We start from the raw sequence: 8,773 nt of genomic DNA, 5'->3' as shown, positions 1-8,773 counted from the left end.
GCTTTTAACCATAATCCTTAGAGCTGCAAGTTAGGATTTACGCTCGCAGGTAACTATATATTCGCAGGCAACGTAGCTTGCGCTAAGGCTAGTCAGTCAAGGCTTTTACAAGCCTCCGGCTTTAGCCGTGAGGTTACTGACTATTCCTTCCTTCACTTGAATATGCCGAGAAAGCCGCCCGAACTCTTGACCCTGAGTATCATTTCCCTGTTCCATGTGTAATAGGGATCAGACATTATCATTCCCGGCTGATTCTCGGAGAAAAGCGCGTAAAGGTCTTCATCGGCTGCTTGATTGAGCTGCTCATTCTCGGCGGTCTGACACCAGAAAAGAACATCAGCCCGGCCCGATGTAAGAGCCTGGGAGCGTCCGCCTGCGTCCGTGTTCATGAATCGCATGTTTTTGTGAATACGTTTGCCGATTTCCGTCAATATCGCAGTGTTGTAGCCCGCAGGTTTACCGTCTCCCGCGAACATGTCAAGAGGCGGCAAATCTCCCGTAACAGCTACCGTTACCGTTTCAGCTCCGGGGAATCTCTCAGGGTTATGAGACCTGACTTTAGGCGCGGGGTTGTGGACGTATTCAGCTTCAAGCGCGGCTAATGTACCGTCTTCCCTCATGGCCGAAAGCGCGGTGTTAAATTCATCCCTCAGCTTTTCGTTACCCTCAAGAAATCCGAACGACAAACGAAGCGTGAACATTGAAGTGTAATTTTCGCCCTGATAGTTTGTGTTCAGGTTCATGACGTAACGCCCGGTGCTTTCAGGGAGAATTACCTCGTCAACCTTCCCGGAACGCAGTCCCATTAGCATTGTCATCAATGAGTTGTAGAAATGTATTGTCCTCCTGTGTGCAAGAAGTTCACGCACAAACGGATAAGAGTAAATATCTTTCGGGAGATTAGCAGCGGATATTCTCGCCCTGAAATCGTCAAAGCCCCTCTGATATGCCTCCTCACTGGTTCCCATCTGGCCAAGCATACCGAGTTTCACGACTTCTTCAGCCCACGCAGGACAGCAAAGAGACATCAGCAGAAGTGCAGCAAGAAATTTTTTCATGATTTAGCGCGCAATAAACAGAAATTCGTTCCACTCGTAGTAAGGCTCAGAAAGCACGAGCATTTCGGGAATGTCTGAATGTTTGGGAACGTCCCTGAAGCCCTGAATCCAGAACACAGCGTCAGCACGCCCCGACATTACAGTAGCCGCCCTCGCGCCCGACATGATGTATATCAGCTCGATGTTGACATTGAGACGCTTGCCGATTTCCGCGATTACAGCGGTGTTGAAGCCCGCCGCAGTTCCGTCCGCCGCAACGTAGTCGATCGGGGGGAGGTCGCCTGTTACGGCTATCGTGATTTTGTCCTTCACGTTGTCGAACTTCCTGAACTCGACTGTCTCAGGGTCTCCGATTCCTGCCTCGTAGACGTACTGCCCCTGAAGAACCGCGAGAGTCCCGTCAGCCTTCATTGCGAATATTGCATCGTTGAATTTCGCCGCGAGCGCTTTGCCGGCATCGTCAAGCCTGAAACCGAATGCGAGGTACGCGGGCCTTGTCTTTGCGATAGCTGTTACTCTGTACTGCCCCGTAACATTCATGACATACTCGGCGACGGCTTCAGGCAAAACGGCCTCTTCAATTTCTCCGGCGTTCAGTGCCAGCTGCATGGCCTGAAGCGAGTCGTAGAACTTGAAGGCTATCTCTCTGTCTTCCGGCTTTGATGAGAAGAAGTCCCATGCGCCTGCCTTGCGCCCATTCGATATTAGCTCGCTGTACTCTTCCTGAGTCATGTTGAGCTTTGAGAGGATTCCGGCTCTTATCGGGTCAGCAGAGGCGATTCCGGCAAGAAGTGTGAGAAGCAAAAGTGATGATAATATTTTCCGCATTGAGATTAACACCTCGGTGTGTAAATTTTGTATACTAGGTAATATTAAATCATTCGCGCAGAAAATCAAACGCCCCGTATAATTCCGTCTAATGTTTTGCCTGCGTCATTCCGTCAATGTAAATTTATCCGTGAAAAAAATCAATCGCTGTTTTGAGAGCATTATTGCCGATAATGAGTATAATTAGACAGAAAAGAAACTTATGTTTACGGAAGGAGATGTTACTTTGCCGCGCTATATATGTATTCACGGACATTTTTACCAGCCGCCCCGCGAAAATCCCTGGCTTGAAACCGTAGAGCTTCAGGAATCCGCGGCCCCTTGGCACGATTGGAACGCAAGAATTTCCGCAGAATGTTACAGCCGCAACGCCGCATCACGCATACTTAACGAACAGGGCTATATCCGCCGAATCTGCAACAACTATTCACGAATCAGCTTCAACATAGGGCCTACCCTCCTGTCATGGCTTGAGGAAAATGATCCGCTCTGCTACAGCGCGATACTTGAGGCCGACAGGCAGGGCATAAAGCGGTATTCAGGACACGGCCCGGCAATGGCTCAAGTCTACAATCACATCATAATGCCGTTAGCTTCCCGGCGCGACAAAGAGACCCAAGTCAAATGGGGAATAGCTGACTTCCGAAAACGTTTCGGACGAATGCCGGAGGGAATGTGGCTCGCTGAGTGCGCTGTTGACACCGAGACCCTAGAAGTATTAGCCGAGAACGGAATAATCTTCACCGTACTGTCCCCCTATCAGGCAAAATCCGCCCGCGTAAAAGGCTGGGGAGGCTGGCAGGATGTCTCCGGCGGAAAAGTCGACACAAGAGTCTCGTATGTCTGCGAGCTACCATCAGGACGGAGCATAAATATATTCTTCTATGACGGTGTACTGTCCCAGCGTATAGCGTTTGAAGGTCTGCTTGACGACGGCGGGGCATTCGCGCATGAGCTTGCCACAGTGAATGCCGCTTACGGTAAGCCGGTGCTGTGCAATGTTGCCACAGACGGAGAGTCATACGGACATCATCACGCGCACGGGGATATGGCACTGGCTTACTGCCTCGAATGCCTAGAGCATACAGCCGGGGCGCAGTTGACGGTTTACGGAGAGTACCTGAAATTTTACCCGCCCGAATGGGAAGTGAAGATAGTCGAGGGATCATCATGGAGCTGTTCTCACGGCGTAAAGCGATGGTGCGATGACTGCTCCTGCGGGGACGGGACTCCGGGATACCATCACCGATGGCGCAAACCCCTGCGCGAGGCCATGAATAATTTGCGGGACAAGCTCGCGGAAATCTACGAGTCGTGCGGATATTTCCATGACGTTTGGGACGCAAGGAATGATTATATTGATGTGATTCTCGACAGGTCAGACGAAAATGTAGACTCATTCCTCAAGAAGCACTGTATACGTAAATTATCCTCTGAGGAAAGAGTCAGGGCGTTAATGTTCCTAGAAATGCAGAGGGACTCGCTTTTGATGTTCACGTCATGCGGATGGTTTTTTGACGAAATTTCGCGCATTGAGCCGGTGCAGATTATGAGGTACGCGGCGCGGGCGATAGAGCTTGCCAAACTTCTAACGGGCGAGGATTTAGAGCCTGAGTTTATGAGAATGTTATCTGAGGCACCCAGCAACGTCCCCGAACTGCAAGACGGCGGGAAAATCTACGAATTGCGCGCGAAACAGGGCCGGGCAGACCGCAAACAGATGGCGGCATATTACGGGATCACATCGCTTTTTGACGACTTCAGGCGGGAATTTTCCGAAGGCTGCTGGGACATGGCCGGGAGTGCGCTCAATGTTGCTGACGATGACGGAAGCTCGCTGTTCTCTGCGGGAAAAGTTCACGTGAAATCGAACATCACCGGGCTTGAAGGGCAGTACCTTTTTGCGGTGAACGTCAACAAGGGCGAGCAGGGCGGAGGCGCGTTAATCTCGTGCGGAATATGCGAGGCAAACAGCACGGAGGAATTGACGCCCGATGAGGTTATAGAGCTTCAGGCCATGTACGAGAGCGATGACCGGGAAAAATTATTGTTCGAGAAATTCGGCTACGATCAGTACACGCTGAACAATATCCCGTCAAATTCGCGCTACAGGATAATCAACGAGCTTTTACAGCAGGACATTGACAGCCTCGAAGGATTCGTGAAGGGGAGAGTCCGAAACTATGAGCAGTTATTGGAGCATTTGACGTTACTGGGCGCGAAGCCTCCTGCGATTCTGACTGTTGCGGCTGAGTTCACGCTGACTTCTGAGATCGTGAAGAAACTTGAAGAGAGTCTGCCTGACGCGGCCGGGATAAGACGAGATTTTGAGCTTGCGACATTCTGGAGGGTTGAGCCGGACGAGGAGCGCATAAGGGTGGCTTTCTCGGACTGCATGACTGAAATATTAACGTCAATGTGTGTCGGCGGTCTTGATTTGGAGTCAGTCGAGACTCTGAACGATATTGCCGGGATATTCAATGAGAAATTCGAGTGGCATTTGAGCCTGTCGGACGCTCAGAATCTGTACTATGAACTGCTGAAGAAATACGGCGACAATCTGCGGACTGAGCCGGAAAGAATGCGTAAAGCCCTCTATGATTTAGGGCATGAGCTGAAATTTTCGGATGAGCTTCTGAAAGTCCTGCGAGGGTAGAAAGATTGTCCCTCCTCTGAAATTTGTCGGGGGAGGGAATTTTTTTGCGCGTTACTTCATGGCCGTGTTCACTGCGCTATAATAGGCGGAAATTTTTACGCACAAAAACGGAGGCGCACTCACAAAATGTTCTCATTCGACAAAATAAAGCAGTTCGCGGTGAAATTCCTGAAGCCCTCGCTGTATATGGGCGGACTCGATTTCGTCCTCAACATCTGGCGAAACTCTGAGCCGAAAGACCGCGGCATTCTCCTTCTCGTGTTCTCCCCTATGTTCGTCTGCCTGGGCGGGTTCATCTTCACGATAATATATTTCGTGCTGTTCATACTTCCGTCATATCTATTCAGCTTCTTGGGATGGGGGCTTCTCACCGCGATTTTCGGGGCGGGCGGAAAATACTGCTTCAAGCACTTCACCGGCAAGGAAATTCCCACAGGAAACAGCAATGTCATCGATGTGGAATACTCAGAGCCGGAAGAGTCAGAAGAGCCGTCAGCAAAAACAACACGCCGGAAATCAAATGCAAAGTGAGAATCTCACGCGCTTCAGCATAACAGTCCCGGAAGAATTATTGACCGAGTTCGAGACAGCATATTACGCGGAGAACAGGCAGAACAGATCCGAGGCCGTCCGCAGTCTAATGCGTGAATATCTTTCGGGCGAAAGGTGGCGGGGGAGTGAGGGCGAAATCTGCGCGACAATCACAATCATTTACGATCATCATCTGCCGGAATTGACACGGAGTCTTACGGCGGCGCAGCACGATTCGGGGGACGTGATTATATGCTCGACTCATGTCCACCTGAGTCACTCTTCATGCCTCGAATGTATCATCACCAAAGGAAACTCGCAGGATATACAGAAACTCGCCGAGGCTCTCAGGAACATTCGCGGGATTAAGAGCCTCAGCATTAACGTTGCAACAGAGATTTAGCGCGGGCTATTTCTTCCTGATGTGGTAAAACTTGTTCCAGCTGTAATATGGCTCGGAAAGGATTACACCTTTAGGAGCGTCAAGAGTCCATTCAGCACCCTTTGAGGTTTCGTACCAGAAAACAACGTCAACCTTTCCCGACATGAGCGCGGTGTTCCGTGCGCCTGCCTCGATATTCACAAGCTCAATATTCACCTTCAGACGGCGGCCGATTTCCGCAAGAAGTGCCGTGTTGAAACCCGAAGGATCCCCGGAAGCGTCAATGTAGTCTATCGGGGGAAGGTCTCCTGTAACAGCTGCCCGGACTGTCTCAGCGTCCTCAAATTTCGCGAATGTTACGGGCTTTGTCCTGCCGTCATTGTAGATATACATCCCCTGAATTTCCGGGAGTGTCCAATCTTCATTCATTTCACGTATTGCGCGGTCAAATTTCCACGCCAGAGTCTTGCTGTCCTTACTGAAGCCGAATGCCAGACTCATGGGCGCGACAGTCTGAGCCATGCAGCAAATCTCATACGCCGGATTACTCCTGATGATATAGTCCGCAACAACGTCAGGCAGGGCGATCTCGTCAATGTCGTTTTTGTCCAGTGCCATCAGCATTTGATTCAGAGAGTCATAGAACTTAACGCCGTAAAGCTCGTGCCGATTCGAGAGGAGATTCCAGCCCTTTGTCCTGTCGCTGTTCTGTATTATGCGCGAAAATTCTTCCTCCGATGTGTTCAGCCTCGTGAGGAAACCTACACGCGCCGTCATAATCACGCTGGCAAATACGCATGAGGCCATTAATACGGCAATGAATGACGCAAAAAATATCTTCTTCATGTTTTACGCTCCTTCCGGGAAAATATGACGGTAATTATATCGCAGAGGTGGCAAAAAAATTCTCCCCTGCGTTTCACAAGGGAGAAAGAATTTTTACTGCTGACGGGTGAAAGTTTCCGCCCATTTCTTTAGCTCATTCACTGATACTGACGAGCGGAATAATTTTCCTTCCTGTATTGACGCTCCCGGCGCGCTGGCTTTGAGTCCGTCAACAGCTTTCCCGAATCCTGAACCGCCCGATGTCGCGAAAAGAATAATCTTCTTCCCGCTGAAGTCGTAAGCCTCAAGAAATGTATTGATGATTGTCGGGGCAACGTACCACCAAATAGGGAAGCCCAAGAATATAACATCATGGCCGGAAATTTTTGCGTCTCTGTCGGCAAGCTCAGGGCGCGAGGTTTTGTCCCTCATCTCAATGCTTGAACGTGAGTTTGAGTCCTGCCAGTTGAGATCGGCTGATGTATATTTTACTGCCGGGCGAATCTCGTACAGGTCAGCCCCGGAAGCCTCCGCTAATTTCTTTGCGACTGCCCCTGTAACACCGCTCGCGGAAAAGTACGCCACAAGTACCCGGCTCATTACATGCTCTCCTTCAGGATGTCGATTACTTCAGCGCGTGTTAATTTCCTGTAGCCGCCCTCAAGCAGGAACGTAGCATCCGCTATTCCCTCGAACATATCCGGGGTAACGCCTAAATCTTTGAGGTGCATTACGACTCCGATCTCATTCATCCACGACTCTAACGCTTTGAGTCCGGCTTCTGCGAGTTCTGAGTCTGATTTGCCGTCGGGATTAACGTCCCAGACATTTACGGCAAAACGTGCGAATCTCTTCAGGCCGTCCTTCAGTATATGGCGGTAATACGCGAGTGATACGGCTGAGAGGGTCATACCGTGCGTTGCGTTCGTGTAGGCCCCGACTGCCTGCCCTATCATGTGAACTTCCCAGTCCGTAGACTTTCCTTTTGCTATGAGCGTGTTTAATGCCCATGTTGCTGTCCACATGATATTGCTTCTTGCCTCGTAATCTTTGGGATTCTTGACGGCGATTCGCGAGCTGTTGACGAGGGATTTCATGAGGCCCTCGGAAATGTAATCTGATGTGTTATCGTCTGTGCCGGATAAATACTGCTCTAAGATGTGGCACATAATATCGTAGAATCCCGCTACCATCTGATACTGCGGAACGGTGAACGTGTACTCAGGGTTGAGGACTGAGAATTTCGGAAATACATTGTCCCCGAAAACATGCCCGATCTTGAGCTTCTGAGCGTGGTTAGTGATGACGCTTCCGCCGTTCATTTCGCTTCCTGTGCCGACCATCGTCAAGACACAGCCGACAGGGATAATTTTGCAGGAAGGCTCCTCCATCTTGAGGAAGTATTTTTCCCACGGGTCTCCGTCATAATATGCTGACACTGATACGGCTTTTGAGTAGTCGCAGACTGAGCCGCCCCCGACAGCTAATATCAGGTCAATATTATTCTCGCGGGCTAATTTCGCGCCTTCAATGAGCTTTTCGGAGGTGGGATTTGCCATTACGCCGGGGAGTTCTACGATGTTCTTTCCTGCTGACTTGAGGACAGCGACGACTGAGTCATAAATTCCGCTCTTCTTGATACTTCCTCCGCCGTAAGTGAGGAGAATATTTTTGCCGTAATTGGCCAGCTCTTTGGCGAGGCCGTCAAGCGCGTTTTTCCCGAAATAAAGCCGGGTAGGGTTGGAGTATGTGAAATCGCCTAACATTATTCATCTTCCTTTGTGTTTGTGATGGGTGAATCATAGCATGTTCGAGCGCGGTTTATGGCAGCGTGTCAGCACAATTTATCGCCGTCCGAAACTTTTTCGGCCATGTCAGGAACTGCAAGAATGATTCCGTCCCCGCTGTCTGTCCCTAACACTAAAACTTCGCTCATGAAATCCGCGATCTGCCGGGGCGGGAAATTTACCACAGCAAGAATCTTTTTCCCCGTGAGGCTCTCCGGCGTGTAACAGTCCGTAATCTGCGCGCTTGAATGCTTTATGCCGATGTCAGCCCCGAAATCTATTGTGAGCTTGTAGGCGGGCTTTCTTGCTTTCGGGAATGACTCGGCCTTGATGATTGTCCCGGCTCTGATGTCGAGTTTTGCGAAATCGTCATATACTGCCATGATAACATCTGCTACGTAAAAAGTGTAATTTTGTGTTACTAACACTCTTTCGATTATTCCTCATTCAACCTGTCCCTTTTCGCTGTGCTACTAAGGCTTGTCCGACAGTCCAGAGGCTTTAATTCCCGTCTAGCCAGCGGTACTATATTTCTTACAGCTTCTCAAATTTAATGCGGCGTTACAATCTCGGTCAATTACTAATCCGCATTCTGTACACTCATATACACGGTCTGACAGCTTCAAATCCTTCTTGATATGTCCACATCGGGAACACGTTTTACTGCTTGCATAAAATCTGTCTACTATTCGCAGTTGTATCCCAT

At 49.9% G+C, this 8,773-nt stretch carries 10 protein-coding genes; 3 read left to right on the top strand and 7 right to left on the bottom strand.

All coding sequences use genetic code 11. The features are described 5' to 3' along the window. Window positions 1-152: 152 nt before the first annotated feature. Window positions 153-1,058, bottom strand: coding sequence for a transporter substrate-binding domain-containing protein (locus tag IKQ95_01355; GenBank protein ID MBR4195340.1), 906 nt, complete (start codon window positions 1,056-1,058; stop codon window positions 153-155). 3 nt (window positions 1,059-1,061) lie between these two features. Continuing rightward, window positions 1,062-1,886, bottom strand: a complete 825-nt coding sequence (locus IKQ95_01350) for a transporter substrate-binding domain-containing protein (protein MBR4195339.1) — start codon at window positions 1,884-1,886, stop codon at window positions 1,062-1,064. Between the two features lie 226 nt (window positions 1,887-2,112). Between IKQ95_01350 and IKQ95_01345 the strand changes: the two genes are divergently transcribed. From IKQ95_01345 to nikR, 3 genes are all read left to right on the top strand, one after another. Next, window positions 2,113-4,542: a DUF3536 domain-containing protein gene (locus IKQ95_01345; protein MBR4195338.1), complete on the top strand. Its 2,430-nt coding sequence runs from the start codon at window positions 2,113-2,115 to the stop codon at window positions 4,540-4,542. Between the two features lie 126 nt (window positions 4,543-4,668). Further along, window positions 4,669-5,073: a hypothetical protein gene (locus tag IKQ95_01340; GenBank protein ID MBR4195337.1), complete on the top strand. Its 405-nt coding sequence runs from the start codon at window positions 4,669-4,671 to the stop codon at window positions 5,071-5,073. Continuing rightward, complete coding sequence (nikR, locus tag IKQ95_01335) at window positions 5,063-5,476, top strand: nickel-responsive transcriptional regulator NikR (protein MBR4195336.1); 414 nt, start codon at window positions 5,063-5,065, stop codon at window positions 5,474-5,476. Before IKQ95_01340 ends, nikR begins: the two co-directional genes overlap by 11 nt. A 6-nt stretch (window positions 5,477-5,482) precedes the next feature. Here nikR and IKQ95_01330 read toward each other — a convergent pair whose 3' ends face one another. The 5 genes from IKQ95_01330 to IKQ95_01310 form a co-directional block, all read right to left on the bottom strand. Next, window positions 5,483-6,301, bottom strand: a complete 819-nt coding sequence (locus tag IKQ95_01330) for a transporter substrate-binding domain-containing protein (GenBank protein MBR4195335.1) — start codon at window positions 6,299-6,301, stop codon at window positions 5,483-5,485. Window positions 6,302-6,394: 93 nt separating this feature from the next. Further along, window positions 6,395-6,880 carry an NAD(P)H-dependent oxidoreductase gene (locus IKQ95_01325; protein ID MBR4195334.1) on the bottom strand — a complete coding sequence of 162 codons (486 nt, stop codon included), beginning with the start codon at window positions 6,878-6,880 and terminating at the stop codon, window positions 6,395-6,397. Beyond that, window positions 6,880-8,046 (bottom strand): iron-containing alcohol dehydrogenase, encoded by a 1,167-nt coding sequence (locus IKQ95_01320; protein ID MBR4195333.1) that lies wholly within the window; start codon window positions 8,044-8,046, stop codon window positions 6,880-6,882. The genes IKQ95_01325 and IKQ95_01320 overlap by 1 nt, the downstream gene beginning before the upstream one ends. A gap of 68 nt (window positions 8,047-8,114) precedes the next feature. Next, window positions 8,115-8,450, bottom strand: coding sequence for a tRNA-binding protein (locus IKQ95_01315; protein ID MBR4195332.1), 336 nt, complete (start codon window positions 8,448-8,450; stop codon window positions 8,115-8,117). Window positions 8,451-8,579: 129 nt separating this feature from the next. Beyond that, the coding region (locus tag IKQ95_01310) for a transposase (protein MBR4195331.1) at window positions 8,580-8,773 on the bottom strand (194 nt) is incomplete at its 5' end.

The organism is Synergistaceae bacterium (assembly GCA_017540085.1).
GTDB lineage: Bacteria > Synergistota > Synergistia > Synergistales > Aminobacteriaceae > JAFUXM01.
The sequence above is the reverse complement of the archived record's forward strand: the minus strand, read 5'-3'. Positions and strand labels throughout refer to the sequence as shown.